Here is a 26,501-nt window from a genome sequence, read left to right as displayed (position 1 = left end):
TGGTCCTCGTCTTGGGCCAGAACGAACTTCAACCTGGATTACGCCACGGGGGCAACGTCACTTGCAACGATTTTCGGAATCTACGCAACCGATGCTATTTCGGAAGTCGCCCCGACAGCCTGCAATGCCAACACGACTTGGTTGCGACCATCGACTTTGGCGCGGTACAGCGCATTGTCCGCTCGGGTGATGAAGGCATCTGCGGACTCTCCAATTACATATTGAGTGACGCCGAAGCTGCAGGTCACCGTTCCGGCCTCGTCGAAAGCCTCCCGATCAATGGCGTCGCGCAACTTTTCCGCGGCTTGATACGCCATATGACCGTCAGAACCGGGCATCAGGATGATGAATTCTTCCCCGCCCCAGCGCGCGAGCAGGTCGACGCTCCGAATATTGCTAAGTATAAATCGTGACATCTGGATCAGAATCTTGTCGCCGATCTGATGGCCATAGGTGTCGTTAATCGCCTTGAACCGGTCGATGTCGAACATCACCAAGGACAGCGGCATTTTGTAGCGATTCGACATCGACGTCTCATAGGCCAGCGCCTCGTTGAACTTCAGCCGATTGCTGAGACCAGTGAGCGTGTCCGTCGTCGCTTGAAACCGAAGATCATTGGCAAGCTGCTGCAGCTTCAGGCGTCTGTCCAACTGAACTTCGTCGCGGATCCAACGCTCCCGACTGAATAGATATATCAGAACAATTATTGTTATCAGCAACGTTACGACGATGCCAAATACCCGGTTGGCGAATAACTCGCGGGTTGGCTTCAAGATCACCAGGGACCACTGGCTGTGATTGGCGTAGCGGCGGCGAACATATTCGCGCTCGCCGCCGAAGACGGTCCATGTCGAGTCTTCGATCTCCCGTTCAAGCAAGGGGCGATCATCGATCGCCGCCCCGATCTGCCGAGTCAGTTCGGCCAGTCTGCCTGCCGAGAGCGGCCACAGCGTTCGGAGCAGCATGTTCGGGTGGTTCGTCGCCATGACGATTCCATCCGGATCAATGAAGAATGAGGGGCGGTCGAGCAGCTTGAGATCGGCCTCGAACGCGCCGAGGTTCTTCTTGATAACCGCAACCCCGATGGGCGTGCCGCGCTCGCCACGAACCGGATAGCTTGCATAGTAATTGCAAACTCGACCTGCGGCATCGAAGGTGAAATGATATCCGGCATCCCCGGCAATCGACGCCTGAAAATAAGCCGCCGAGCTGTAAGTCGGCGCACTTGATCGAGCGGTGGGCACGCTGCCGGAAGAGGCGACGATGGTTCCCGATCCGTCCAATATCATACCAAATTCGGCGCCCGAGGCTTCGACGCTCAAGTCCACAACCGATTTGACGCGCTCTTTGCCTTGCAGGCTGCCGCTGGCCAGGAGGGATACCACGGCCGGCGATCCCGCCAACATTTTCGTAATAGCTTCGACAGTGGCGGTCTCGCTGGCGAGGCGGCTTGCGAGCAGATCGATGTCGACGCGCGCCTCCTCCTGGACGTTTCGTTTATAAATTCCTCCCAGAAATTCCGTCAAAACCCAGCCAGACACAAGTATTATTGCCATTGAAACCAAAGTAATCATAAATTGCTTGCGCAAATATAGAGTATAGTTGGGGGAAGAAACCTCAGCGATGAGCTTTTGCCCCCAAATGGCCCAGATCGAAAACGAAACCCAGCAGGCAAGCAAACCGCGCACAAGCTGGATTGGGACTCCGGTCGTTTGAATGAACCATGTGTGATTGAACACACGCGCCGGCCAGAGTGATGCCGCTGGGACAATGAGGCCGGCAGCGACGGCATACAGCGCAAATCCGATCGCGGTGAAGATCGCCAGCCGTTTCGTTGTGCCGGAAAATGTCCCGGCATGCCGGACGAATACCCAGCTCGTGCCCATCGCCCCGACGAATCCGAAAGAATATCGCGCGAGGGCGCCAGCCGTAGGCAGCCCGCTGGCAAATCCGCCGGCGGCGATCCCGAGCAGTATCGGGATATAGATCCATCTGCCGGGCAATTTCAGCCCGAATTGGATGGCTTCATGGCGGAAAAACTCGGTCAAGAAGACAAACGACCCCGTCATGATCGCGATGCGGGCCACTTCAAAGACCGGTGTATCGCCGATGACCAGCGCGGTTAAGTCCAGCCACTCGCTTGCGCCGTGCACGGATGCGAACAACCCGAGCACCGTCCACGGTTCTCGTTGCTTTGCTCCGCCTGCGATAGCAAAGCACGTGGCACCGAGTAGGATGAATGCCAAGCCATAAAAGAAAAAGATGAAGTCCAATTGGGTACTGAGGAAGGCCGCCATGATGCTCCGCATACGATGAGTTCCAGCGAACGGCACGACCGCTCCAAATTCCGGAAGTCTAACCACATCCGACCGGTCATGGTTCCAGAAACGCCATCGCCCGCTTGCGGTCAGCAAAGTCATCGCGCACAGCGGGGAGAACCGAGACATCGTCACCGATGGCCGATGCCGACATGATGCGTGATCGTGCCAAATCAATTCGCCGAAGACCAGCGTGAGCAAGACCGTCATCACGGTGAAGGTGATACTGCACGGCATCAAACCGCCGGTCTGGCGCCGGCTTGTCAGTTGGGCACGATGACGCTTGGCGATCTGCACCACGCGATCCAGGCGGCAACTGGATGGCATGGTGGCCGCCTCCTGCCTTCGACATCGGCGGGGAGCGGCACGGCGATCGGCACAGTCTCGACGGCGTTTATGACGAAAACCGCATCACCCTGAATGGTCTGCTGCGATCACCCGGCGTCCGCTTCACCTACACCTACGACTTCGGCGACAACGGGAGCACACGGCCGCATTCGAAAAATGCGAGCCGGCCGTCGAGGGGTATCCTATCCGATCTGCGTCACGGGAAAGCAAAACTGTCCACCAGAGGATTGCAGCGGCATCTGGGGCGATCAGGATCTGCTGGCCATCCTAGCCAATCCCGCCCACGCCGAGCAGATCGACTGGCTCGGCGAAGAGTTCGACCCGGAAGAGTCAAGCCTCGAACTCGCCAGCACCTTGCTCGCTGCTCGGTTCAAGAAAGAGCTGCCACCTGACAACCAATTCCACCGCCAATGTGGAAACGCGAGCAATCATTCCAACGGCGGCGGCAGCCGGCCGTTGGTTCGGATCGCAGATTTCCATGAAATCAATGATTTCAAGGACGAAAATCTGCGGTTTTCAACGGCTCCATGCGTCAGCATCCGGGCCGTTGGTATCGTACGGTTTCCGTTTGATCAGTTCGGCTCTTTCTTTCCTCGCCCCTTGTGGGAGAGGGAAAAGACGCGCCCCTCGGCCAACGGCCATTCCGAGCTGATCAACCAGAAACCGTATCACGCGTGATATGCAGCCGGCCGCCGACATAAGATTCCTGGCAGGCCCCTTCCGTCCGCACCAAATCGGTGCCCGTTTCTGTTTAGATCGCCGCAGCCGGGATGCCCTCGTCGCCGGACCGATCCGGCGCGCTTTCCGCGTGGGCACAGCTGCAACCGCTGCGGCGCTGGCGCCAGGACCGGCGACCGCGCGGCAGGCGCGGAATGAAGTTGCACAATTCCTCGAACCGGCTCGACCAGGCCGCCGCCTTCGCCAACTCGCGGTCGAGCTTGGCCATGGTGCGCGACAGGGCGGGGTCCTCGTCGTTCAGCCAAGTCTCGAACACCCGCGCAAACAGCACCGCAAGCGCCTGGGCGCGCACCATGCCGCGGGTGCCGGCGGTCTCCAGGCCGGCCGCCGCCATCATCCATTGCATCGAGCGCAGGGTGATCCGGCTCAGAGCCACGCCAAGCGGCGGGATGGCGAACGCCGACGGCCGCAGATTGTCCAGTGCCTGACGGTACGGCACCAGAAGCTCGAACCGCCGCATCATCACGTCGAACAGCCGCTCGCGCGGGGTCGAATCGGCGTCGGCCGGCTCCACCTCGGCCAGCACCTGGCGGTCGAGCTTCTTGGCGAACGCGCCGAGGATGTCGAAGGTCGAGCCGAACTCGCCCCGGAAATCGACCAGCGGCACGCCGGCGCGGTCGGCGACGTCCTTGAGGTCGATCCGCTCGAAACGGCGCTCCGCGAGCAGCGCCATGAACGCCTCGATCAGCCGATCGCGCGGGGACACGCCATTGAGGCCCGCCCCGGTCACCCGATCGTCGTCTTCACCGTTCGACATGCCAGACATTGCCGTCTCCTGTGGTCTTGAAGGGCGAACGCCTGGGATCGGCTTTGATCCCGGCTTGGGGGCCCTGACGAATGAGTGCCTAGAAGATAGGCCGCCCACCGGCTGGCGCAACGTGAGAGGCAGGGTGCGTCGAAATACGCCAGCGACCCGCTTATATAGGCGGATGATGTATCGACCGAGCACCTTGAGCTGACCGTGGCCGGACCCACCCGCCCCCTCAATCTCGACCCCGATTTCGACGCCGACCGCCGCGAGGTGGAAGCGGAGGCCCGGGCGGAGTCGGGCTCGGCCGTGGGCGAGCTGGTCGAAGACGCCATCGCGGATGCCGACTTTGCCGATGATGCGCCGGCCGAAGGGTCGCTGGCACGCGGCACCGAGGTGATCCGCGGCCACGCCCGCCTCGCGCCGGCGGGACCCGGCGTCTACCGCATGATCGGGGAGGCCGGCGAGGTGCTCTATGTCGGCAAGGCCAAGAGCATCAAGAAGCGCGTCTTGTCTTATGCCCGCGGCGCCGGCCACACCAATCGCATCGCCCGCATGGTGGCACTGACGGCGACGATGGAGTTCGTCTCCACCCGCACCGAGACCGAAGCGCTGCTGCTCGAAGCCAATCTGATCAAGCGGCTGCGCCCGCGCTTCAACGTGCTGCTGCGCGACGACAAGTCGTTCCCCTATATCCTGCTCACCGGCGACCACCAGGCGCCGCAGATCTGCAAGCACCGCGGCGCCCGCAACCAGCCCGGCCAGTATTACGGCCCGTTCGCCAGCGTGTGGGCGGTGAACCGCACCATCAACGCGCTGCAGCGGGCGTTCCTGATCCGCTCGTGCTCCGACACCGTGTTCGAGAGCCGCACCCGGCCGTGCCTGCTGCACCAGATCAAGCGCTGCGCCGGCCCCTGCACCGGCGAGGTCTCGGCCGAGGGCTACCGCAAGCTGGTGGCGGAGGCGACGGCGTTCCTGTCCGGCCGGTCGAAGGCGGTGAAGGAGCACCTTGCCGCCGACATGGAGGCCGCCGCTGAGGTGCTCGACTTCGAGCGCGCCGCGGTGCTGCGCGACCGCCTCGCCGCGCTGTCCGCCATCCAGGCCCACCAGGGCGTCAACCCGGCCGGCATCGAGGAGGCCGACGTATTCGCCATCGCCCAGAACGGCGGGCAGACCTGCGTCGAGGTGTTCTTCTTCCGCACTGGCCAGAACTGGGGCAACCGTGCCTTCTTCCCGCGCGCCGACCGTTCGCTGGAGCCTGGCGAGGTGCTGGCGAGCTTTATCAGCCAATTTTACGACGACAAGCCGGTGCCGCGGCTGATCCTGGTCTCCGAGGCGTTGCCGGAGGCGGCGCTGCTGGAGGAGGCGCTGTCGACCAAGGCCGGTTCGAGGATCGAGATCGCCCGGCCGCAGCGTGGCCCCAAATGCGAGTTGGTCGATGACGCCCTCCACAACGCCCGCGAGGCGTTGGGGCGGCGGCTGGCCGAGAGTTCCTCCCAGGCCAAGCTGCTGGTGGCGCTGGCCGGCGCGTTTGCGCTGCCGCGGCCGCCGCTGCGGGTCGAGGTCTACGACAACTCCCACATCATGGGCACCAACGCGGTCGGCGCCATGGTGGTGGCGGGACCGGACGGCTTCCGCAAGAAGGAGTACCGCACCTTCAACATCCGCTCGACCGACATCACGCCCGGCGACGACTTCGGTATGATGCGGGAGGTGCTGCGGCGCCGCTTCTCGCGGTTGATCAAGGAAACGCCGCGCGCACCCGCCCCAGAACTGCAAGACGCCGAGGCGGCGCCGGACGAGGCCGAGCCGGCGGACGCCAAATGGCCCGACCTCGTGCTGATCGACGGCGGCGCCGGCCAGCTCGGCGCGGCGGAAGCCATCCTCAAGGAGCTCGGCATCGAGGACGTTGCCTTGGTCGGCATCGCCAAGGGGCCCGACCGCAACGCCGGCCGCGAGCACTTCTTCATGCCCGGGCGGACGCCGTTCCAGCTGCCGCCGCGCGACCCGGTGCTCTATTTCGTGCAACGCCTGCGCGACGAGGCCCACCGCTTCGCCATCGGCACCCACCGCAAGAAGCGCGGCCGCGACATCCGCGAGGGCGGCCTGCAGGAGATCCCCGGCGTCGGCCCGGCGCGTAAGCGGGCGCTGCTGCGCCATTTCGGCACGCTGAAGACGGTGGAACGCGCCTCGATTCGCGACCTCGAAGGGGTCGCCGGCATCAATGCCGAAACGGCCAAGCGGATCTACGATTTCTTCCATGACCGCGGCGGCTGACCGTCTCCAGGCTAGGGAAAAGCCGGGCGCGGCCACCCTTGCAGTTCGGCGCACCGGCGGATGCGCGAATGATTGTCGCGGGCGGCGGCGGAATGTGTGATAAAAATGATATGCTGTCGTTGCAGGATTGGTTCATCGATGTTGCGTTGACGGCTCGACTGCTTGATGGCTTGTTGACTCCATGAACCATGCTGCCGGCTCCATCGTTCCGCCCAGATCGTCGCACGCGCTGAGCCTTCCCAACGTGCTGACCTACGGCCGCATCGCGGCGGTGCCGATCGTCGCCGCGCTGCTGTTCCTGTCGGACATTCTCGAATTCGGGGTGTGGTTGCGCTGGCCGGCGGTGACGATTTTCGCACTGGCCGCCATCACCGACTATTTCGACGGCTATCTTGCCCGGTCCTGGAATCAGATCTCCAAGCTCGGCCGGATGCTCGACCCCATCGCCGACAAGCTGCTGGTGTCGGTGTGCCTGTTGATGCTGGCAGCCGACGGCACCATCCGCGGCTGGTCGATCTGGGGGGCGATCGTCATCCTGATGCGCGAGATTTTGGTGTCCGGACTGCGGGAATACCTCGCCGCCGTGCAGGTGCCGGTGCCGGTGTCGCGGCTGGCCAAGTGGAAGACGGTGCTGCAGCTCATCGCCATCGGCTTTCTGGTCGCCGGCGCCGCCGGCGACGCGGTTCTCCCCGGCAACACCCTGATCGGCCTCGGCTTATTGTGGGTGTCGGCCATCCTGACGCTCTACACCGGCTGGGACTATTTTCGGGCTGGCGTGCGCCACGTGCTGAGCGACTGACCGATGGCCACCGGCGGCCCGCTCAAGCTGGTCTATTTCGCCTGGGTCCGTGAGCGTATCGGCACCGCCGAGGAGACCGTGGACCTGCCGGCCGCTGTCGCCACCGTCGACGATTTGGTGGCGTGGCTGCGGACACAGGGCGCGGGTTACACCGCAGCGTTCGCGACCCCGTCGGCAGTGCGGGCGGCAATCGACCGCGTCCACGCCAAGCCCGACGCGCCGCTGGCCGGTGCCCGCGAGGTGGCGTTCTTTCCGCCGATGACCGGCGGCTGACCCGGCTTTCGTTGGGTCACGCCGCTTTCCCGTTGCGGTCGCCGAATCGCCTTGGTTGCAAAAGAGATTTGCGGCGACGCCGTTGCCGGGATCACGGAGTGGTCACTGGACACCCGTATGATTGCACCGAAAATCACCGTCCGCATCCAGACCGCACCGTTCGACGCTGCCGCCGAGGCCGAAGCGATTGTCGCCGGCCGCGCCGACGTCGGCGCGGTGGTGACCTTCACCGGCTTCGTCCGCCTCGATGACGGCCTCATTGCGTTGACGCTGGAATGCTACGCCGAGATGGCGGAGGCCGAGATCGCACGACTGGTCGAGGACGCCCAGGCACGCTGGCCGCTGCAGGGCGTCACGGTGATCCACCGCTTCGGCCGCCTGACGCCGGGCGAGGCGATCGTTGTGGTGATCACCGCCGCTGCCCACCGTCGGGCAGCGTTCGCCGCCGCCGAATTCCTGATGGATCATCTCAAGGCTCGCGCCCCGTTCTGGAAACAGGAGGAGCGGGCGACCGGCTCCCGCTGGGTCGAGGCCAGGACCGCCGACGATGCCGCGCTGGCGCGGTGGGAAGCCGGCCACGGGTCCGGTTAGGCCGTTCTCCGCGAAGTTGGAGACCGATTTCCGGACGAAAATTGATAGATCAATGGCGAAAAGCCCTTGATCGGAAATGGCTTTTCGCCGCCCGATCGCCGCGATCGCAACCAACGGCCGGCGCCGCCGTTGTCATTAACCCTTTTTTAACGTTACCATCGCGATCGAGCGGCGGCGCAGTAGCCTCCGCTGGTTCGAACGGTGAGGCAGGTCATGACGCGGCCGATCGTGGTGGCTGTGGTGGTCTATCTGGCGGCAGTGGCGGCGCTGATCGGCGCCTCGGCCGAACAGGTCCGGTTGCTCGATCCGGTGCCGTGGTACCAAATGACGATGTTCTGGTTGGCGCCGGAGACGTCGTTCACGCGGATCGGCGCGCTGGTCGCGGCCGGGCGCGACGCTGATGGCCTGCTCTATGCGGCAGTGGTCGGAATATCGCTCGGCCTGCTCGGTGGCCTCGCCCTGTTCGGCGTGAGTTTGGCGCTCTCATCACCGGCGCGCACTCGCCTGCTGCCGCAACGGGAGGCGTTGCTGTTCATCTGCCTGCTGGTCGCACTGGTGCTGACGGCCGACCCGATCATTTCCCTGGCACGCAACCTGGAACAGCGCGGCCTCATGGAGCCGGCCGGGCTCAACGCCATGCCCGGCTATTGGATCGCGACCGTGGTCGTGACGTGCGGACTGTTCGCCCGCTACGCCACGCTGATGGCGCACGATGCGACGGCGTGGTCGCGGACGGCGTGGCGTCGGCTCCGGCATTCGCGGCCGAGCGCCGCACACCGACACCTCCCGCCTCGATAACCGCGTCGGTAACAGCAACGTGCGGGCCGGCGCGCCGCGCCTTTCGGTAAGTGCCGCGAACACCACGCCCCGGAGCGCGGACGTGCCGCGGGTCCGGGGCGATGGGCAGAGCAGGCGCGGTTACGCCGCCAGCTTCTTCGGTTGAACCTCGGCGGCGTAATCCTCGATCAGCGCGGCGGTAAGCTGCGCGGGCGTGAAGCGGTAGGGGCCGATCTCGCCGACCGGCGTCACCTCGGCGGCGGTGCCGGTGACAAAGCACTCGGTAAACCCGGTCAGCTCCTCCGGCAGGATGCGGCGCTCGGCCACCTCGACGCCGCGCCGCTTGGCCAGCTCGATCACCGTCTGCCGCGTGATGCCGTTGAGGAAGCAGTCGGCGGTCGGGGTGTGGATCACGCCGTCCTTGACGAAGAAGATGTTGGCGCCGGTGCACTCGGCGACGCGGCCCTGCCAGTCCAGCATCATGGCGTCGGTAAAGCCCTTCGCCGCGGCGCGATGCTTGGAGATGGTGCAGATCATGTAGAGCCCGGCCGCCTTGGCGGTCGAGGGTGCGGTCTGCGGGTCGGGGCGGCGGTAGTCAGCGATGTCGAGCCGGATGCCCTTCTTGCGCAGCTCGGGGTCGAAGTAGCTCGGCCACACCCAGCTCGCGATTGCCAGATGAATGGTGTTGGCGTGGGCGCCGACGCCCATCTCCTCCGAGCCGCGCCAGGCCACCGGCCGCACGTAGCAGTCGGTGTGGCCGTTCGCCGCCATCACCGCGAGCTTGGCGGCGTCGATCTGCTCGACCGTCCAGGGCACCTCGAAGTCGAGGATGTTGGCGGAGTCCTTCAGCCGCTGCGAATGTTCGGCGGACTTGAACACCACGCCGTTATAGGCGCGCTCGCCCTCGAACACGCCGGATCCGTAATGCAGGGCGTGGGTCAAGACGTGAATCTTGGCGTCGCGCCACGGCACCAGCTTGCCGTCGAACCAGATGAATCCGTCACGGTCGTCGTACGGCATCAGGGCCATGGTTAAATCCTCCAATGGGTCGACGGCCGGGCCGCCGATAAACGTCTGATCGTCTGACAGATGCCGGGCAGGCTCGCCATCGCGGCGCATATTTGGTAAGCATCACTGACCCGACCCGGCGGGGTTGGCATGATCGTTTCGCCAACACGGCGGTTTGGGTAACAATCGGACCGGAATAAGTCAATATGGCTGACATAAATTTCGTCGCCGAGCGGAGCAGCCCTGCCGGTTCTGCATCCGAAACCGTGACCGGGCCGGACGAGCCGTACTACGACCTGATCGAGATGCTGTTCTTCGCCTACCGCGCCTTCGTCGGCGACGCCGACGGCATGCTGGCGCGCTACGGCTTCGGCCGCGCCCACCACCGCGCGCTGCACTTTGTCGCCCGGCACCCGGGAATCACCGTTGCCGAGCTGCTCGACATCCTCAAGATCACCAAGCAGAGCCTCGGCCGGGTGCTGCGCGAACTGGTGGAAACCGGCTACGTCATCCAGCGCGAGGGCCACGCCGACCGCCGCCAGCGGCTGCTCTACCTCACCGACAAGGGCGCCAAGCTCGCCGCCGACGTCGCCAGCGTACAGACCGGCCGGCTGATGCGGGCACTGGCCGACTCGGGCGAAACCCGCGACGGCGCCTATCGCCTGCTGCTGGGGCTCGTCGACACCGACCAGCGCCGCGAGGTCGAACGGCTGATCGCCCGCGGTAACAGCAACCGCCGCGACCGGCACAAATAGGAGGCGGCCATGCCCCGCCCGATCGTGGTTCCGCCCGACGACGCCCCGCACCTGCTGGTGGTCGACGACGACGCCCGCATTCTGGCGCTTCTGCAGCGCTACCTCACCGAGAACGGTTACCGCGTCACCACCGTCGCCTCCGCCGCGGAGGCGCGCGCCAAGCTGGAGAGCCTGTCGTTCGACCTCCTGGTGCTCGACGTGATGATGCCCGGCGAATCCGGCCTCGACCTCGCCCGCGGCCTGCGCGGCCGCTCCGACGTGCCGATCCTGATGCTGACGGCGCGAACCGATCCGGCCGAGCGCATCGCCGGGCTGGAGTCGGGGGCGGACGACTATCTCGGCAAGCCGTTCGAGCCCCGCGAGCTTCTGCTGCGGATTGGCGCCATCCTGAAGCGGATCTCCGCGCCTCAGTCGACCACCAAGCCGCCCGAGGCGGTGCGGTTCGGCGATTTCGTGTTCATGCTCGACCGCGGCGAGCTCAAGCGCGGCATCGAGGCCGTCCGCATTACCGAGCGTGAGCGCGACATGCTGCGGGCGTTGGCGCGCGCGCCGGGCGAGACGGTGCCGCGCACTGAGCTGGCCGCGCCCGGCGTCGAAGCCAGCGAGCGCGCGGTCGACGTCCAGGTCAACCGGCTGCGCCGCAAGATCGAGGACGACCCGGCCAACCCGCTGTTCATCCAGACCGTGCGCGGCATCGGCTACCGGCTGGTGGTGGCGCCGTGACGATGGCCGGGCTCGGGCGCGCCGGCGCCGCGCTGAAGCGCGGCTGGAACCGGCTCGCCGTGCTGATCAAGGCCCAGATGCCGAAGGGGCTCTACGCCCGCTCGCTGCTCATCATCGTCACGCCGATGGTGCTGCTGCAGGCGGTGGTGGCGTTCGTGTTCATGGAGCGCCACTGGCAGACTGTGACCTACCGGCTGTCGGCTTCGGTCACCCAGGACATCGCCACCCTGATCGAGGTCTACCGCACCTATCCGCAGGACAAGGACGCCGCCACGCTGCGCCGCATCGCCATGGAGCGCCAAGGCCTCACCCTCGACTTCCGCCATGGCGAACAGCTGCCCTCGGCCGGCCCCAAGCCGTTCTTCTCGCTGCTCGACTCGGCGCTGTCGCGCGAAATCCGCCGCCAGATCGGCAAGCCGTTCTGGATCGACACCGTCGGCAACTCCTCGCTGGTCGAGATCCGCATCCAGCTCGAGCCCGGCCTGATTCTGCAGGTGTTCGCCCGCCGCAGCCAGGCCTATGCCTCCAACTCCCACATCTTCCTGGTGTGGATGGTCGGCACCTCACTGGTGCTGGTCGGGGTGGCGGTGGCGTTCCTGCGCAACCAGATCCGCCCGATCCAGGCGTTGGCGGATGCCGCCGAGAGCTTCGGCAAGGGCCGCGACGTCGAGGGCTTCCGGCCGCGCGGCGCCCGCGAGGTCCGGCGGGCCTCGCACGCCTTTCTGGAGATGAAGCGGCGCATCGAGCGCCAGATGGACCAGCGCACCACCATGCTGGCCGGGGTGTCGCACGATCTGCGCACCATCCTGACCCGGTTCAAGCTGGAGCTCGCGCTGCTCGACGACAGCGCCGAGATCGACGCCATGAAGAAGGACGTCGACGAGATGAGCCGCATGCTGGAGGACTATCTCGCCTTCGCCCGCGGCGACACCGGTGAGCAGGCGGCGCCGACCGACATGGAACTGCTGCTGGAGGAGCTGCGCGACGAGGTCGAGCGCACCGGCGACACCGCCAATGTGGTGTTCAACGGCCCGCCGAGCGTGACGGTGCGGCCGGACGCCTTCAAGCGCCTGCTGCACAATCTGGTCGCCAACGCCTCGCGCTTTGCCGACACCGTCGAGATCACCGCCACCCGCGATGCGCGCTGGTTCACCGTGACCGTCGACGACGACGGTCCCGGCATTCCGCCGGAGATGCGCGACGAGGTGTTCCGGCCGTTCCTGCGGCTCGACGACGCCCGCAACCAGAACCAGGGCGGCTCGGGGCTCGGCCTCGCCATCGCCCGCGACGTCGCCCGCAGCCACGGCGGCGACATCACCCTGTCGGATTCCCCGCTCGGCGGCCTGCGCGCCACGGTGCGGGTGCCGGTGTAGGCCGCGCCGAAGCCCCCGCCCCGCCACCGGGACGGGATCGCCCGCTTGACAGCGTTCCGGCCGGCCCGTTTAAGGCGCGGGCGATGCCCCAGCGTGACCGGGGGCGCCCCGGCGGCGAAACGCCATCCCGCAGGCTGTTCGAGAGAGGCTGTCGATGACGAAGCAAGCCAAAACGGTGCTGATCGCAGTTCTGCTGACGCCCGTCGTGATCGCCTTGTTCGCGCCGCCGCCGTTCTCGGTTTGGGCGCTGGGCTGGCTGGCGGTGGTGGTGGTCGGCGTCCTGGTCGGCGCGGTGATGGTGGGACGCACCCGCCGCTGAGCTGCCGGCGCGCATCCCGCAGGGTCCAAGCCATGCTGCGGGTTCCCGACGGTGGCCCGGCGATCCCGGACGACGAGCCTCCCGCCTGACCGGCGGAACGCCGCATCAGCCCGGCGCGGCCGGCGCCGGCGAGAAGGTGCCGTGGAAGCCGAGCGGCAGGTAGCGGCCGAGCCACACCCGAGCCTGGAATTCGAGGGTGACCGCGGCGCGGACGTCGAGGAAGGTTTCGTCACGCCGCGCATCGTAGCCGAGCAGCAGCAGCCAGCCCTCGTGCTCGTCGCGGCCGTCGGGGTGGGGCACGAACACCGGCTCGCCGAGGGTGCGGCCGCGGCCGGCCTCCAGCCGCCTCACCGTGCCGGCCTCAAGGTCCCAGCACGCCAGCCAGTTGAAATCGAGCGGATCGTCCGAGGCCGGCGGCGATTCCAGCGCGTGGACGAAGCGCACCGGCGAGGATACCCGCCGGGCGTCGATGCAGGGAAAGTCGCCCGGCACGCCATCGGTCAGGTTACGGCGGCAAACCACCCGCTTTTCGACCAGGTCGAGCTCGAACCGCGTCACCCACTGCCGCGGCAGAGCGGGCGGCGACGGCGCGGCCCACGCCCCCATGACGTCGAGACTCGCGGCGTTGTCGTGAGCCATCGAGTGAAACACGATGCGGCGGCCGCCGTCGGTCTCGTATGCGTTGACGTGGTGGAAGATCAGCACCGGCGGCGCGCTGGCCATCTCGATCGGCGGCGCGGTGCCGTCTTTGCGGACGACGACGATGCGCAGCGGCCGGCCGGGGTCGTAGGCGATGGCGTCCGCCACCGCCCACCGCCGCGCCAGCAGGCCGAACAGGCCGACCGTGAGCGGGCAGATCACGAACACCAAGTGGTTCTCGGTGATCAGCATGTCGTGGATGGGCGAGAATCCCGCCAGCGGCACCGCGGCCAGCGGGCTGAGCCGGCTGCCGTCCGGCTCGATCCGGAACACCTTCAGCAGCGGGTTGAACACCCGGCGGAGGCCGACGATGTCGATGCCGTAGCCGTAGATCGCGCCGGTGGCGGGGTCAACCTTGGGATGGGCGGTGAACGAGGTGCCGTAGCGCAACGTGCCGCCGAAATCCCAGGTGCCGCGGGTGGCGAGGTCAGCCGGATCGAGCGCGACCGGGCGGTCGGCCTCCGACAATGCCAGCAGCCGGTCCGGCAGCGGCAACAGGCTGATCGAAGGCGCGTTCTTGTAGCCGTGCGCCCAGCGCGCCGCGGCCGCGGTACCGAAGTCGTGGTAGAGCATGCGGCCGGCGAACTGCTCCCTGGCTCGCTCCGGCGTCGCCACGAATCGGCAGCGCGCGGCGACGCGACTGGTGCCGTCGAACCTGAGCGCGGTAACCAGCGCGTCGCCGTCGAAGTAGTGCTGCAGGTCGCGCCCGCCGACCGTCTTGGCGCCGGGGCCGTTGCGCAACAGCGTTCCGCGCAGCTCAGCGGGCAGCGTGCCCTCGATGTCGGTGGTCGTCCAGCTGCCCTCGAAGGCGGTGCCGCGGTGGGCGAGCTGGCTGACCCGGCGGGGCTGCACCTGCGGCCACGCCAGCGACGCCTGGGGATGGCTGAGGGCGGAGGCGATGGCGAGCGCCCGCCGCACCCGCTCCGCGCCAAGGCCGATGACCCCACCGGACTTCGCCACACCGGTCATCGCCACCTCGCCCGTATGCTGCCGACCACCACGCCAACCCGCCGCCGATCGTTCAGTATCCGCAATCCGCAACGCCAGCCGCTGCGTCTGGCATCGCCTTGCGTTGCACCATAGCGGCACGCCGATCCTCGATACACGCTCGCGAGCGGGGCCACGGTGAGGCTCAACGTCGCTGGCGTGGCTTCGGCCGGTGCGACCGATCCGACCGGAGCTTCGCCGTCCGATCAATCGACGCGCGCGCGTTCGCGGGCTCGGCTGCATCCGGACGGTATCGGAGTTGCGACGAGCGAAGCGGCAGGTCCGCCGACCGCCATCGCGGTGCTCGATACCGGGTTCGTCGTGTCGCGCTAGGCCGTTTAGAATTAGAGTATTTCGAAACGACTATCACGCCATTGACATTCACTCTCACTCGCGGCTTTCAAAGATCGGAAGAACTGCGAGGGAGGCACTCTTGACGAAGGTCTGGTACCGTCTGACCGCGATTGTTCTGGCAACCGGCGCACTTTCCGCACACGGTATTGCTGCCGAGGTCAATGTCTACACGACGCGCGAGCCGGGCCTGTTCGCCCCGCTCGCCGCCGATTTCACCGCCCGAACCGGCATCAAGGTCAACACGGTGTTCGTCAAGGACGGCCTCGCCGAGCGCGTCGCCGCCGAGGGTGCCGGCTCGCCGGCTGACCTGCTGATGACCGTCGACATCGGCAACCTCGTCGAGCTGGTCGACAAGGGCGTCACCCGACCGGTGACCTCGCCTGCGCTCGCCGCGGCGGTTCCCGCCCATCTGCGCGCGGCGGACGGCGCGTGGTACGCGCTGTCGCTGCGCGCCCGCCTGGTGTGGGCGGACAAATCGCTCGGGCTGACGAGCGTCAGTTACGACGATCTCGCCGATCCCAAGTGGAAGGGCAAGGTGTGCATCCGCTCCGGCCAGCACCCCTACAACGTCGCCCTGGTGGCGGCGATGATCGCCCATGTCGGCGAGGCCAAGACCGAAGAATGGCTGACCGGGCTCAAGGCCAACCTCGCCAAGAAGCCGGGCGGCGGCGACCGCGACGTCGCCCGCGACATCCTCGGCGGGCTGTGCCAGATCGGCGTCGGCAACTCCTACTATGTCGGCCTGATGCGCTCGGGCAAGGGTGGCGCCGAGCAGAAGACGTGGGGCGAGGAGGTCGCCGTGGTGCTGCCGACGTTTACCGGCGGCGGCACGCACGTGAACGCCTCGGGCGCCGCGCTCGCCAAGCACGCGCCCAACGCCGCCGAAGCCGAGAAGCTGCTTGAGTACCTGCTGTCGCCCGAGGGCCAGAAGATCTACGCCGAGCAAAACTTCGAATACCCGGTGCGCGCCGACGCCGCGGTCGACCCGATCATCGCCGCGCTCGGAAAGCTCACGCCCGACACCCTGCCGCTCGCCGAGATCGCCAAGCATCGCAAGGCGGCGAGCCTTCTCGTCGACAAGGTCGGCTTCGACCGTTGACCGCGGTCCTGCCGGACAGGGCAGAACGGGTGGCCGCGGCGCCGGCGGCGGAGCATCGCGGCCCCGGCGGCTTCGCCTGGATCGGACTTTGTGCCGCGCTCATCGCCGGCGCGCCGATCGGCGCGCTCGGCATCCTCGCGCTCCAGGGCAACGCGGCGCACTGGCTCCACCTCGCGACGGCGGTGGTGCCCTATGCGCTGCACGAAACCGCCGTACTGCTCGGCGGGGTTACGGTGTTCGTGGTGGTGGTCGGCACCGGCACGGCCTGGCTGGTCACCGCCTACGCCTTTCCCGGCCGCCGCATGCTGGAGGTGGCGCTGCTGCTGCCGCTCGCATTCCCGGCCTATGTGATGGCCTATGCCTGGATCGACCTGATGCACCCGATCGGCCCGCTCCAGAGCGGGCTTCGGGCGCTGCTCGGCATCGAGCGGCCGGCGGAGCTGCGGCTGCCGGACCTGCGCTCGCTGCCGGGGGCGGTGCTCGTGTTCGGCCTTGCGCTCTACCCTTACGTCTATGTCGCGGCCCGTGCGGCGTTCCTGGCGCGGATGACGACGCTGACCGAGGCGGCGCGCACGCTCGGCGCCGGCCCGGGCCGGGTGTTCGGGCGCGTCGCGCTGCCGCTGGCTTGGCCGGCGATCGCGGCCGGCACCTCGCTCGTGCTGATGGAGACGTTGAACGACGTCGGCGCGGCCGAATTCCTCGGGGTCACGACGCTCACCACCACGGTCTACTCCACCTGGGTCAACCGGTCGGACCTCGCCGGCGCCGCCCAGATCGCGCTCGCCATGCTGGCGATCGTGCTGGCTCTGGTGCTGGCCGAGCGCACCGCACGCGGCGCCCGCAGCTTCGCCGTCGGTGGCGGCGCCCAGCGCGCCCTGCCGCCGCGCCGCGTCGACGGGATCGCCGGCCTTGGCCTGCTCGCGCTCGGCGCGCTGGTGGTGGCGCTCGGCTTCGGCCTGCCGACCGGGCATCTGGCTTGGCAGGCGGCACTGCGCCTCGCCGAAGGGCACGGCGGCGCCACGCTTTTGCCGGCGATCGGCAACACGCTGCTCGTGGCCGTGCTCGCAACGGTGGCGGCGGTGCTCACCGGGCTGGTGCTGGTCGAGGGCCGGCGTCTCCACCCCGGATCGCGGCTCCACGCCGCAGTGCTGCGGGTCGCCACCAGCGGCTATGCGGTGCCGGGCACCGTGCTCGCGGTCGGGCTCTTGGTGGTGCTCGGCGGCTTCGACCGCGCCGCCCGCGCCGTGGTGGAGTTCGCCGGCGGCGCGCCCACCGGCCTCCTGGTGTCGGCCTCGATCGGTGCCGTGGTGCTCGCTTATGTCGTGCGCTTCGTCCGGCTCGCCGCGACACAGGTCGAGACCGGGCTTGAGCGCATCCCGCCGACGCTCGACCAGTCGGCCCGCTCGCTCGGCCGCACCCCGGCGGGTGTGATGAGCGCGATCCATTTGCCGCTGCTGCGCGCCAGCCTGGCCGGCGCCGCGCTCTTGGTATTCGTCGACTGCATGAAGGAGCTGCCGGCGACGCTGCTGCTGCGCCCGCTCAATTTCGACACCCTCGCCACCTTGCTCTACGGCGAGGCGGCGCGCGGCACCTATGAGGACGGGGCGATCGCCGCGCTGCTGATCGTCGCCATCGGCCTGGTGCCGGTGGCGGTGCTGGTACGGCTCGGCCGGCCGCCCGCAACCCTGGAGGCGCGCCCATGAGCGCCGGCTTCGCACTGTCGCTTGAACATGTCCGCCACAGCTACGGCGACAAGGTCGCGGTCGCCGACGTCTCGCTCGCGGTGCGGGCCGGCGAAATCGTTGCCCTGCTCGGCCCGTCCGGCTGCGGCAAGAGCACGTTGCTGCGCCTCGCCGCCGGGCTCGAGCGCCCGGACGCCGGCAAGGTCGCTGTCGGCGGGCGCATCGTCGCCGGCGAGGGCGCGTTCGTGCCGCCTGAGCGGCGCGGCCTGTCGCTGGTGTTCCAGGACTACGCGCTGTTCCCCCACCTCGACATCGCCGCCAACGTCGCGTTCGGGCTGAAGGGGCGCCCGCGCGGCGAGATCGGCGCCATCGTCGCCGATCTGCTGGGCCGCATCGGCCTTGCTGACCGCGCACGCGCCTATCCGCACATGCTGTCGGGCGGAGAGCAGCAGCGCGTCGCGCTCGCCCGCGCGCTCGCCCCGAACCCGGCCGTGCTGCTGATGGATGAGCCGTTCTCCAATCTCGACCAACGCCTGCGCGAAGGCATGCGGACGGAAACGGTGCGCCTCTTGCGCGAGCGCGGTGCCGCGGCGGTGCTGGTGACCCACGATCCCGACGATGCGCTGGCCGCCGCCGACCGAATGGCGCTGATGCGCGCCGGCCGGCTGGTGCAGGTCGGCACGCCCGAGGAGGTGTTCCGAGCGCCCGCCGACCGCTTTGCCGCGCGACTGTTCGGCGAGGTGGCGGAGGTGCCGGCGGTCATCGCCGGCGGCAGAGCCTGGAGCGCGCTCGGCGCCTTTCCGACGCCGCGGCTCGCCGACGGGCCGGGCATCGTGTGCGTGCGCCGCGACGCCGTCACGCTCGCGGACGGGCCGGAGGCGATCGGCGCGAGGGTGCTCGCCACGCGGTTCCTCGGCGAGCGGAGGCAATTGCGCCTGCAGGTCGATGGCCTCGAGACGCCGATCGAGGTCGCGATCGACCGCCGCCTCAACGCCGAGCCGGGCGGGCGGGTCTCGATCACCGTCGACCGGGCGGACGCCTTCGTGTTTCCGGCGTGATGGGGCCGCGGCCGGCGGTCCCGGTGGGGCCGGGCCGCTTACCCCGCCAGTTCGCGGCCGCGTTCGGTGGCGGCGGCGACCGCGCGTTCGAACAGCGGGTCGACCCCGTTTTCCGCCATCAGCACCGCCAGCGCCGCGGCGGTGGTGCCGCCCGGCGAGGTGACGTTGCGGCGAAGCTGCGCGGCCGCCAGCTCGGACTGCCGCAGCAGCTCGCCGGAGCCGATCACCGTGGCGCGCGCCAGCCGCTCGGCCAGGTCCGCCGGCAGCCCGGCCGCGGCGCCGGCCCGTGCCATGGTCTCGACCAACAGGAACACATAGGCCGGGCCCGAGCCTGACAGAGCGGTGGCGGCGTCCATCAGCGCCTCGTCGGCGATCCATTCGCAGCCGCCGGTGGCGCTGAGCAGCGCGTGGGCGAGGTCCTGCTGCGCCGGGGTGAGGCGGCCGTTCGGCACCGCGACCGTGATGCCGCGGCCGACCGCGGCCGGCGTGTTGGGGATCGAGCGCACGATGGCGGTGCCCGCCGGGAATGCGGCGTCCAGCGTTGCCAGCGTCTTGCCGGCCATGATCGACACCACCAGGGTGCCGGGTCCGGCGAGCTTGGCCACCGTCGGCAGCGCGGCGGCGGCCATCTGCGGCTTCACCGCCAGCACGATCACCGCCGCTGCCGGCAGGGTGGCGGGATCGGGATTGAGCGCGATGCCGTGCTGTTCGATCAGCGCCGCCGCCTCGGGCGGTGGTGCCGGGTCGAACACCTGAACCTGGATAGGCGAAAGGCCATCGCGGAGCCAGCCCTCAAGCAAAGCTCCGCCCATCTTGCCCGCGCCCAGCAGGACGAGCGGGCCAGAAAACCGAGGAAGTCCCATAGCGATCAGGCCAATCAGGCCTCTCCGACAGTGTCGAGCAGCGAGGCGTCGATCGCCTCACCTGCGGTCTTACCCGCCCACACCACGAACTGGAAGGCCGGATAGAACCGCTCGACCGCGTCGACCGAGGCCTGCAGCAATGCCTCGCACTGGGTGCGGCCCATGGTGGCGCCGCCGGCGAGCAGTTGGGCGTGGCGGAACATCACCACCCCCTCGCGGGACCATAGGTCGAAATGGCCGAGCCAGAGCTGCTCGTTGACCATGGCGAGCAGCTTGAGCACCTCGGCGCGCCGGGCGTCCGGCACCTTGAGATCGAAAGCACAGGCGATGTGCAGCGCCTCGATCTGGTCCATCCACGAGAACGAGACGTGATAATCGCTCCAGCGGCCATCGAGCGACAGCGTGATCTCGTCGTCGCCGGATCTCTCGAACGTCCAATCGTTGGCGCTGGCAAGACGCTCGACCAGATCGACCGGATTCGGCCGATGCTCGACGTCGATTTCGATAAGGCTCATGCGGCCAACCTCGCGATCAGGAGACGGGGGCGCGGTCGCAGACTGGAGACGGTGATGATCCGCTTCCGCGTGCGAATGATCGCGAATCACCCCGGCACCAATCATAGGTGGCTCGTTAACGCCCGGCTACGATCCACCCTCTTCACCGGACCGGATTCGCCCTAAGGACTCAAGCGAGTCCCGGTCCATGTGCACATGTTCCGGCGCTGTGCCGGCAAAGCTCTAGTCGAGCCGCGTCACGGCGAGGTGACACTCAGCCGGCGGTCGGCGCGGTCTTGCTGAGCTTGGCTTCGAGCGCAGCGATGCGGGCGGCCTGCGCCTCGTTCTCGGCCCGCGCCTTCAGCGCGACCTCGCGCAGCGCCTCGAATTCCTCGCGCGAGGGCACGTCGAGTTCGCGCAGGATGCGCTCGGCCTGGGTGCGCATCACCGTCTCGACCTCGCGGCGCACCCCGTCGGCCATGCCGGCGGCGTCGTTCACCATGCGGGAGATGTCGTCGAAGAAGCGGCTGGTGGTCTGGGTCATGACCTTGATCTCCTGTACGCGCGCACGCGGCGCTCTCGCCGCGGCGGATCATCGTGCTGCATAGAGCATGATGGGCAAAAGTGGAAATCGGTTTTGCGGAAACATCATGCTCTAACAGAACCTTAGGCGACCTTCGCAACGTCGCTCCACCGCGGCGCTCTCCAGCCTGACGTCGCCGGGCCGGCGAAGCCGATCGAGGCGGTATCCGACCAGCCGTTGCAGACGCTGGCGCCCCTGGTCCGGGTGGGCCGATTTCATCCGCAGATTCAACAGCGTTTCGTCCCTCGCGCCCTGCCGCCCGTGACAGGCCGTGGCGAGATTGCCGAGCGAAGCAGGCGACACAATGGTGACGCCGGCTCTGCGGCGCAAGGCAGCGGTGGCGCGGGTCGCCTGTGCGCGCTGATTTGTGATGGCGGCGCAAGGTCTGTCATAGGCCCGGCACCACAGGGGCCGGGGAAATCGCCTCACGCGTTGTCGGCGCGGTCCTGGCCTTCGGCCCAGCCCTCCAGCCACTCCTCGCGCTCGGCCGAGCCGGCGGGGTAGGGGCAGGCGTCGGGCGTCATGCCGAACTCGAACGACTCCAGGCCCTCGTCGAACGGGGAGGGACCGTTTGGTCGATCGCCTTCCTCTCTTTGGCCGTTCATTCCGGAGATTCTAGCGCCATCACCAACGGATGTGGAGCATCCGCCGCCGCGACCAAAGTGCAGCCGGGTGCCAAATTCAAACTGAGGCACGACCCACGCAAAAGTTGTGTTGACGCCGGAACAAAAAATGAACAAGGTTGAGTTCTGGATTTGTTCCGGAGGTCGCCATGATCCGCGTAATCGTCAGCGAAGCCGCTGCCCTTGCCTCGCTCAGCCTGTTCGCCGCCACCATCCTGGTCTGGGCCCAGATGCTCGGCCAGGCCGGGTTCTGAAGTTTGCCGCCGCGGGCCGCGCCGGCTATGCGGCGGCGATATCGGCGCGCGCGGCGTGCCTCAGCCGCGCCGTCGGCGGTCAGCACGGCGCGAGCCTGTGGACGGCGCCCGGTGGTGGAGTCGACTCGGCGGGGCCTTGACGCGCACGTTGGGAGACCGAACGGGAGGATGAGATGGCGGGCGTCGGCTTCGTGCACCTGCATGTGCATTCATCGTTCTCGCTGCTCGAAGGCGCGCTGTCGATCGCCAAGCTGGCCGAACTCGCCAAGGCCGACAAGCAGCCGGCGCTGGCGCTGACCGACACCGGCAATCTGTTCGGCGCGCTCGAATTCTCGGAAAAAATGGCCGGCGCCGGCATCCAGCCCATCGTCGGCCTGTCGCTGGCGGTCGAATTCGCCGATGCCACCTCGCGCGGCCGGCCGCAGGGCGGGCTGCCGGCGCGGCGGTCGCGCATCGTCTGTCTCGCCGCACGCGAGGACGGCTATCGCAACTTGATGGCGCTGACCTCCCGCGCCTATCTCGAAGCCCCCTCCGGCGAGGAGCCGCACGTGCCGGTGGCGCGGCTCGCCGATCACAGCGCCGGGCTGATCGTGCTCACCGGCGGCCCCGACGGCCCGATCGACCGCGCCGCCGCGGAGGGCCAGCCCGACCTTGCCGGCAATAGATTGGAAACGCTGGTCGATCTGTTCGGCAACCGGCTCTATGTCGAGATGCAGCGCCACGGCGCCGACCGCGAGCGCGAGGTCGAGCCGGCGCTGCTCGACCTCGCCTTTCGCCTCGGCCTGCCGCTGGTCGCCACCAACGAGCCGTTCTTCGCCAAGGCCGACGACTACGAGGCCCACGACGCCCTGATCTGCATTGCCGAAGGCCGGCTGATCGCTGACGCCGAGCGCCGCCAGCTCACGCCCGAGCATCGCTTCAAGACCCGCGCAGAGATGGCCGCGCTGTTTGCCGACCTGCCCGAGGCGGTGGCGGCGAGTGTCGAGATCGCCCGGCGCTGCGCGGTGCGGCCGCGCACCCGCAAGCCGATCCTGCCGCACTTCACCACCGGCGACGGCGCCGCCGCCGACCCCTCCGCCGCCGAGGAGGCGGAACTGCGGCGCCAGGCGGCGGAGGGTCTCGACCGCCGCCTGAAAACGCAGGGCCTTGCGCCCGGGCTCACCGAGGACGACTACCGCCAGCGGCTCGTCTTCGAGCTCGACGTCATCGCCCGCATGAAGTTCCCAGGCTACTTCCTGATCGTGGCGGACTTCATCAAGTGGGCGAAGAACCAGGGCATCCCGGTCGGGCCGGGCCGCGGTTCAGGCGCCGGATCGCTGGTGGCCTATTCGCTCACCATCACCGATCTCGACCCGATCCGGTTCGGCCTGCTGTTCGAGCGCTTCCTCAATCCTGAGCGCGTGTCGATGCCGGACTTCGACGTCGACTTCTGCCAGGACCGCCGCGACGAGGTGATCCGCTACGTCCAGGAGCGCTACGGCCGCGATCAGGTTGCCCAGATCATCACCTTCGGCACGCTGCTCGCCCGCGGCGTTCTGCGCGACGTCGGCCGCGTGCTGCAGATGCCCTACGGCCAGGTCGACAAGCTCTGCAAGCTGGTGCCGCAGAACCCGGCCAAGCCGGTGACGCTGCAGCAGGCCATCACCGAGGAGCCCAAGCTGCAGGCGGCGCGCGACGCCGAGCCGATCGTCAAGCGGCTGCTCGACATCGCGCTCAGGCTCGAAGGGCTTTACCGCCACGCCTCCACCCACGCCGCCGGCATCGTGATCGGCGACCGCCCGCTGATGGAACTGGTGCCGCTCTATCGCGACCCCAAGTCCGACATGCCGGTCACCCAGTTCAACATGAAGTGGGTGGAGCCGGCCGGCCTGGTGAAGTTCGACTTCCTCGGCCTCAAGACCCTGACCACGCTGCAGACCGCGGTGAAGCTGATCCGCCGTTGCGGCATCGAGATCGACCTCACGCACATCCCGCTCGACGACAGGAAGACCTACGAGACGCTGGCGCGCGGCGAGACCGCCGGGGTGTTCCAGCTCGAAAGTGCCGGCATGCGCAAGGCTCTGATCGACATGGAGCCGGATCGCTTCGAGGACATCATCGCGCTGGTCGCGCTCTACCGGCCGGGCCCGATGGCCAATATCCCGACCTATTGTGCGCGCAAGCACGGCCGCGAGCAGCCCGAATACCCCCACCCCAGCATCGAGCCGGTGCTGAAGGAGACCTTCGGCGTCATCATCTACCAAGAACAGGTGATGCAGATCGCCCAGATCCTGGCGGGCTACTCGCTCGGCGAAGCCGATCTGCTGCGCCGCGCCATGGGCAAGAAGATCCGCGCCGAGATGGACAAGCAGCGCGCCCGCTTCGTCGACGGCGCCACCGAGCGCGGCGTCGACAAGGCCCAGGCCGAGACCATCTTCGACTTGCTCGCCAAGTTCGCCGACTACGGCTTCAACAAGAGCCACGCCGCCGCCTACGCCCTGGTCGCCTATCAGACCGCCTATCTCAAGGCCAACTTTCCGGTCGAGTTCCTGGCGGCGTCGATGACGCTCGACATGTCGAACACCGACAAGCTCGCCGAATTCCGCGCCGAGGCCGAGCGCCTCGGCATCAAGATCGTGCCGCCCGACCTCAATCGCTCGGGCGCCGAGTTCGAGCCCGACGGCCGCTCGATCGTCTACGCGCTGGCGGCCATCAAGGGGGTGGGGCGGCAGGCGGTCGATTCGCTGGTGGCGGCGCGCGCCGCCGCGCCGTTCCGCGATCTTCAGGACCTCGCCGAGCGCATCGACCCCAAGGCGGTGAACAAGCGCACGTTCGAGTGTCTCGCCGCCGCCGGCGCCTGCGACCGGCTGGAGCGCAGCCGCGCCCGCGCGGTCGCCGCCGCCGACGTCGTGCTCGCCCACGCCGCGCGCCGGCTCGACGACCGCATCGCCGGCCAAAGCGAGCTGTTCGGCGGCGCCGCGGCGGCGCCGCTCGCTGTGCCTTTGGTGCCCGACTGGCTGCCGTCGGACCGGCTGAAGCGCGAGTTCGACGCCATCGGCTTCTTCCTGTCCGGCCACCCGCTCGACGATTACGCCGCCACCTTGAAGCGGCTTCGGGTGCAGGCCTGGACCGAGTTCTGCGAGGCGGTGAAGGAGGACGGCGCCACCGCGGGCCGGCTCGCCGCCATCGTGGTCGGCCGCACCGAGAAGCGCACCAAGACCGGCAACAAGATGGGCATCTTGGCGCTGTCGGACCCCTCGGCGCCGTTCGAGGCGGTGATCTTCTCCGAGGGCCTGCAGCAATACGGCGCCTTGCTGGAGGAGGGCGCCCGCGTCGTGCTGCAGGTTTCCGCCGAGGTGCAGGGCGAAGACGTCCGCGCCCGCATCCAGGGCGTGGAAGCGCTCGACGAGGTCGCCGCTCGCCACCAGAGGGGGCTCAACGTGTTCATGCGCGAGGCCGGGCCGCTCGACAGCCTGGCGCGGCGGCTCGAAGCGGGCGGCGACGGCGAAGTCGCCGTGGTGCTGGTGCTCGACGGCGGCCGCACCGAGGTCGAGGTCAGGCTGCCCGGCCGTTACAAGGTGTCGCCGCAGATCGCGGGTGCCATCAAGGCCATTCCCGGCGTGATGACGGTGGAGGATGCCTAGGGAGGGCGCCGGCCCGGTTGTCCGGGAGGTTTTGGGACCGGGTCATACTGCCTCTCCGAAGGAATCCGCCTTGTGGGGTTGCGCCGACGGACGGTAGGCGCCGAGGATTTCATCGTGGCGCGGTACACCAACAGCGGCGGCAGCCCGCCGTTGGTGTCAGTCGCGAATTTTCCCTTGAGTCCCTGATTTCAATGAAGAATATCTGCGAGTGTAAACGACCCCATGGGTCAGCACCTGGGGCTTCTGGTTTTACCCATCGGCAGAAAGCGCCGGGTAGTTTTTTCTCGGGCTGCTTGATGCGAAGCCTAGCTCGCCGCGCCGGAGGATCTGCTGCCGGCCGCCGAGATCGATTCCCGTATCAAGAAGGCATCAACCGGAGGCCTCTTGAATGGCATCAGCTTTCGCGGACAGCCACGATAGGTAGGTGTCGATGGAAGGTGTCGATGTCTCGCCGTTTTGTGCAACCAAGCGACGTCCTTCGAGCTGATTGGTGTCAATGAGATTTTGGACCTGCTTGTAGACTGAAGCGGCCATGGAGCTCGAAAGCGATGACACGTTCGGAAGAATGACGCTCTCGGTGATCGCCGCGGCTTCTTCGCCGGAAGCGATCGCGGGCTGATTGTGGGTGCCTGCGCTATCGAATGATGAGATAAAATTCTTCAGCCAGGAGATATAGATATCAAGAGATGAGGTGGCTTTGTCACCGTTGTTACCGTGAATATTGGTGCCCTGGATCCAATTCATTCCCTTGGCCGCATCGATTTGGCCTAAAACAGTCTTCGCGGTATCCAAGGTCAAGGTCGAAATGTTCGGCAGATATGTCTCGTTGCTTTCGAATTGTTGACTCGCCTTGGCGTCGATCATCGCCGTGGCGTTGATTTCCGCGAGTTCTGCTGTTATTTTATTGCGTTCAGCGATGTCTTTCTTTTGCTGCTCCGAAAACGGTTGGGCAACAAGCACCTTAGAGGGTGCTAGGCCGGCCACCGAAATCGGTCGAGCCAGTATTCGCGCAATGCCTTTCAAAGATCCGGAACTCGATATATCTGTCATCGCGACCTCACCCATTCGGCTCTGAAATCAAAGGCTCCGCCCCGGCCCCCGCGTAGGATTTACGTCCGAGACGCCCGGCACGCGG

Annotated in this window: 23 protein-coding genes; 14 read left to right on the top strand and 9 right to left on the bottom strand. The window is 67.5% G+C overall.

What is annotated here, in order from left to right; genetic code table 11:
* Positions 1–80 precede the first annotated feature (80 nt).
* A complete protein-coding gene (locus BVIR_RS11945) occupies positions 81–2,615 on the bottom strand; it encodes a sensor domain-containing diguanylate cyclase (RefSeq protein ID WP_236823602.1) in 2,535 nt (844 codons plus the stop codon).
* Between the two features lie 207 nt (positions 2,616–2,822).
* On the opposite strand from BVIR_RS11945, the gene BVIR_RS11940 reads away from it, so the two are divergent.
* A complete protein-coding gene (locus tag BVIR_RS11940) occupies positions 2,823–3,344 on the top strand; it encodes an IS1096 element passenger TnpR family protein (RefSeq protein ID WP_055037864.1) in 522 nt (173 codons plus the stop codon).
* A gap of 73 nt (positions 3,345–3,417) precedes the next feature.
* Here the strand turns inward: BVIR_RS11940 and BVIR_RS11935 are convergent, their stop codons facing one another.
* Complete coding sequence (locus BVIR_RS11935) at positions 3,418–4,170, bottom strand: TetR/AcrR family transcriptional regulator (RefSeq protein WP_145911978.1); 753 nt, start codon at positions 4,168–4,170, stop codon at positions 3,418–3,420.
* A 195-nt stretch (positions 4,171–4,365) separates the two neighbouring features.
* Here BVIR_RS11935 and uvrC point away from each other — a divergent pair, with 195 nt between their 5' ends.
* The 5 genes from uvrC (at position 4,366) to BVIR_RS11910 (ending at position 8,890) form a co-directional block, all read left to right on the top strand.
* Positions 4,366–6,429: an excinuclease ABC subunit UvrC gene (uvrC, locus tag BVIR_RS11930; RefSeq protein WP_236823601.1), complete on the top strand. Its 2,064-nt coding sequence runs from the start codon at positions 4,366–4,368 to the stop codon at positions 6,427–6,429.
* Positions 6,430–6,610: 181 nt separating this feature from the next.
* On the top strand, positions 6,611–7,228 hold the full coding sequence (gene pgsA / locus BVIR_RS11925; protein ID WP_055037862.1) for a CDP-diacylglycerol--glycerol-3-phosphate 3-phosphatidyltransferase: 618 nt from the start codon (positions 6,611–6,613) through the stop codon (positions 7,226–7,228).
* Between the two features lie 3 nt (positions 7,229–7,231).
* Entirely contained in the window at positions 7,232–7,501 is a 270-nt protein-coding gene (gene moaD, locus BVIR_RS11920) for a molybdopterin converting factor subunit 1 (RefSeq protein ID WP_055037861.1), read from the top strand.
* 117 nt (positions 7,502–7,618) lie between these two features.
* Positions 7,619–8,092: a molybdenum cofactor biosynthesis protein MoaE gene (locus tag BVIR_RS11915; RefSeq protein ID WP_055037860.1), complete on the top strand. Its 474-nt coding sequence runs from the start codon at positions 7,619–7,621 to the stop codon at positions 8,090–8,092.
* A gap of 213 nt (positions 8,093–8,305) precedes the next feature.
* Complete coding sequence (locus tag BVIR_RS11910) at positions 8,306–8,890, top strand: hypothetical protein (protein WP_055037859.1); 585 nt, start codon at positions 8,306–8,308, stop codon at positions 8,888–8,890.
* A gap of 120 nt (positions 8,891–9,010) precedes the next feature.
* Here BVIR_RS11910 and BVIR_RS11905 read toward each other — a convergent pair whose 3' ends face one another.
* Entirely contained in the window at positions 9,011–9,898 is an 888-nt protein-coding gene (locus tag BVIR_RS11905) for a branched-chain amino acid aminotransferase (protein WP_055037858.1), read from the bottom strand.
* A 185-nt stretch (positions 9,899–10,083) separates the two neighbouring features.
* Here BVIR_RS11905 and BVIR_RS11900 point away from each other — a divergent pair, with 185 nt between their 5' ends.
* From BVIR_RS11900 to BVIR_RS16920, 4 genes are all read left to right on the top strand, one after another.
* On the top strand, positions 10,084–10,632 hold the full coding sequence (locus BVIR_RS11900) for a MarR family winged helix-turn-helix transcriptional regulator (protein ID WP_055037857.1): 549 nt from the start codon (positions 10,084–10,086) through the stop codon (positions 10,630–10,632).
* A 9-nt stretch (positions 10,633–10,641) separates the two neighbouring features.
* Complete coding sequence (locus BVIR_RS11895; RefSeq protein ID WP_055037856.1) at positions 10,642–11,355, top strand: response regulator; 714 nt, start codon at positions 10,642–10,644, stop codon at positions 11,353–11,355.
* 2 nt (positions 11,356–11,357) lie between these two features.
* Positions 11,358–12,728: an ATP-binding protein gene (locus BVIR_RS11890; RefSeq protein ID WP_082417076.1), complete on the top strand. Its 1,371-nt coding sequence runs from the start codon at positions 11,358–11,360 to the stop codon at positions 12,726–12,728.
* A gap of 154 nt (positions 12,729–12,882) precedes the next feature.
* On the top strand, positions 12,883–13,047 hold the full coding sequence (locus BVIR_RS16920) for a hypothetical protein (protein WP_156331043.1): 165 nt from the start codon (positions 12,883–12,885) through the stop codon (positions 13,045–13,047).
* Positions 13,048–13,152: 105 nt separating this feature from the next.
* Here the strand turns inward: BVIR_RS16920 and BVIR_RS11885 are convergent, their stop codons facing one another.
* Positions 13,153–14,715, bottom strand: coding sequence for a carotenoid oxygenase family protein (locus BVIR_RS11885; protein ID WP_055037855.1), 1,563 nt, complete (start codon positions 14,713–14,715; stop codon positions 13,153–13,155).
* Between the two features lie 451 nt (positions 14,716–15,166).
* Here BVIR_RS11885 and BVIR_RS11880 point away from each other — a divergent pair, with 451 nt between their 5' ends.
* Genes BVIR_RS11880 through BVIR_RS11870 form a run of 3 tightly spaced genes read left to right on the top strand, consistent with a single transcriptional unit; the run spans position 15,167 to position 18,926 of the window.
* On the top strand, positions 15,167–16,186 hold the full coding sequence (locus tag BVIR_RS11880) for an extracellular solute-binding protein (protein ID WP_145911979.1): 1,020 nt from the start codon (positions 15,167–15,169) through the stop codon (positions 16,184–16,186).
* A complete protein-coding gene (locus BVIR_RS11875) occupies positions 16,183–17,889 on the top strand; it encodes an ABC transporter permease (protein WP_145911980.1) in 1,707 nt (568 codons plus the stop codon). The genes BVIR_RS11880 and BVIR_RS11875 overlap by 4 nt, the downstream gene beginning before the upstream one ends.
* A complete protein-coding gene (locus BVIR_RS11870; protein WP_055037853.1) occupies positions 17,886–18,926 on the top strand; it encodes an ABC transporter ATP-binding protein in 1,041 nt (346 codons plus the stop codon). The genes BVIR_RS11875 and BVIR_RS11870 overlap by 4 nt, the downstream gene beginning before the upstream one ends.
* A 38-nt stretch (positions 18,927–18,964) precedes the next feature.
* Here the strand turns inward: BVIR_RS11870 and proC are convergent, their stop codons facing one another.
* The 4 genes from proC to BVIR_RS11850 form a co-directional block, all read right to left on the bottom strand.
* A complete protein-coding gene (gene proC, locus BVIR_RS11865; RefSeq protein WP_055037852.1) occupies positions 18,965–19,789 on the bottom strand; it encodes a pyrroline-5-carboxylate reductase in 825 nt (274 codons plus the stop codon).
* 14 nt (positions 19,790–19,803) lie between these two features.
* Positions 19,804–20,304 carry a type III secretion system chaperone family protein gene (locus BVIR_RS11860; protein ID WP_055037851.1) on the bottom strand — a complete coding sequence of 167 codons (501 nt, stop codon included), beginning with the start codon at positions 20,302–20,304 and terminating at the stop codon, positions 19,804–19,806.
* Between the two features lie 253 nt (positions 20,305–20,557).
* Positions 20,558–20,827 carry an accessory factor UbiK family protein gene (locus BVIR_RS11855; RefSeq protein ID WP_055037850.1) on the bottom strand — a complete coding sequence of 90 codons (270 nt, stop codon included), beginning with the start codon at positions 20,825–20,827 and terminating at the stop codon, positions 20,558–20,560.
* Between the two features lie 464 nt (positions 20,828–21,291).
* The gene (locus tag BVIR_RS11850) at positions 21,292–21,471 is read right to left on the bottom strand and encodes a ribosome modulation factor (protein ID WP_055037849.1); all 180 of its coding nucleotides are present in this window, start codon (positions 21,469–21,471) and stop codon (positions 21,292–21,294) included.
* A 445-nt stretch (positions 21,472–21,916) separates the two neighbouring features.
* Here BVIR_RS11850 and dnaE point away from each other — a divergent pair, with 445 nt between their 5' ends.
* Entirely contained in the window at positions 21,917–25,366 is a 3,450-nt protein-coding gene (gene dnaE / locus BVIR_RS11845; RefSeq protein WP_055037848.1) for a DNA polymerase III subunit alpha, read from the top strand.
* Positions 25,367–25,735: 369 nt separating this feature from the next.
* Here the strand turns inward: dnaE and BVIR_RS11840 are convergent, their stop codons facing one another.
* Entirely contained in the window at positions 25,736–26,416 is a 681-nt protein-coding gene (locus BVIR_RS11840) for a hypothetical protein (protein WP_145911981.1), read from the bottom strand.
* Positions 26,417–26,501: the final 85 nt, after the last annotated feature.

The sequence above is a fragment of the Blastochloris viridis genome (genome assembly GCF_001402875.1).
GTDB lineage: Bacteria > Pseudomonadota > Alphaproteobacteria > Rhizobiales > Xanthobacteraceae > Blastochloris > Blastochloris viridis.
The sequence above is the reverse complement of the archived record's forward strand: the minus strand, read 5'-3'. Positions and strand labels throughout refer to the sequence as shown.